The organism is Vibrio sp. YT-19(2023) (assembly GCF_033337395.1).
On record NZ_JAWOQN010000796.1, the window covers coordinates 1 to 591 of the forward strand.

General features: G+C 46.9%; 1 protein-coding gene. It reads right to left on the reverse strand.

What is annotated here, in order from left to right; all coding sequences use genetic code 11:
- A partial coding sequence (locus R7E78_RS28515; protein WP_318058936.1) for a ribonucleotide reductase N-terminal alpha domain-containing protein occupies positions 1-591 on the reverse strand: 591 nt, incomplete at both ends.

A 591-nucleotide genomic window follows, 5' to 3' on the forward strand; every position in this document is an offset into this window, starting at 1 on the left:
ACAACCTGTGTGGAATGCTTCACCGCCACGGATTTCAGAACCTAGCGCACGAATGCGACCCGCGTTGATACCGATACCAGCACGTTGAGATACGTAACGAACAATAGAACTTGCAGTTGCGTTGATAGAATCTAGGCTGTCACCACACTCAATCAGTACACATGAGCTGAACTGACGAGTAGGGGTACGTACACCAGACATAATTGGTGTAGGTAGAGAGATTTTAAATGTTGATGTCGCATCGTAGAAACGCTTGATGTAGTCAAGACGTGTTTCTTTCGGGTAGTTAGCGAACAGGCAAGCCGACACTAGAATGTAAAGGAACTGAGCACTTTCGTAGATCTCGCCAGACACACGGTTTTGCACGAAGTACTTGCCTTCAAGCTGTTTGACCGCAGCGTAAGAGAAGTTAAGGTCGCGTTTGTGATCGATGTAAGAATCTAGTTCGTCCAGTTCAGCTTTTGAGTAGTCTTCAAGGATATGTTGGTCGTACTTACCCATATCTACAAGACGAGACACGTGATCAAACAGCGTTGGCGGCTCATATTGGCCGTACGCTTTTTTACGTAGGTGGAATACCGCTAGGCGAGC